Genomic DNA, 387 nt, shown 5'->3' on the forward strand with positions numbered 1-387 from the left:
ACACGATTATGAAAAAACTAGCAATAATATTATCAACGATTTAGTTATTCGTGAAAAGAAAATGGATATAATTTTAGAAAAGCTCAATGAAGAAAGAGAAGAGCTAAAGAAAAATGAATTCAAAGAAAGACGAAGAAATGCTAAAAGAGCCGCCTAAAGCTTATGCACAAATGCTAAAGAAAGAGCAAGATGAGCTTGTGCTTTCTTACATGCCAGCTCTGCGTGCTATGGCTTTTAGACTAAAAGAACGCTTGCCTTCAAGTATAGATGTTAATGATCTTATTAGCATAGGCGGTGAAGAAATGATAAAGCTTTCACGCCGTTACGATAAAGAACAAAATGATAACTTCTGGGGTTTTGCAAGAAAAAGAGTTAATGGCTCTATGC

The 387-nt window shown here is 34.6% G+C and carries 1 protein-coding gene; it reads left to right on the forward strand.

All coding sequences use genetic code 11. The features are described 5' to 3' along the window. Positions 1 to 113: 113 nt before the first annotated feature. The coding region (locus FJV41_RS57705; RefSeq protein ID WP_220138084.1) for a sigma factor at positions 114 to 387 on the forward strand (274 nt) is incomplete at its 3' end.

Source organism: Myxococcus llanfairpwllgwyngyllgogerychwyrndrobwllllantysiliogogogochensis, from assembly GCF_006636215.1.
In the GTDB taxonomy this organism is placed as follows: Bacteria; Myxococcota; Myxococcia; order Myxococcales; family Myxococcaceae; genus Myxococcus; species Myxococcus llanfairpwllgwyngyllgogerychwyrndrobwllllantysiliogogogochensis.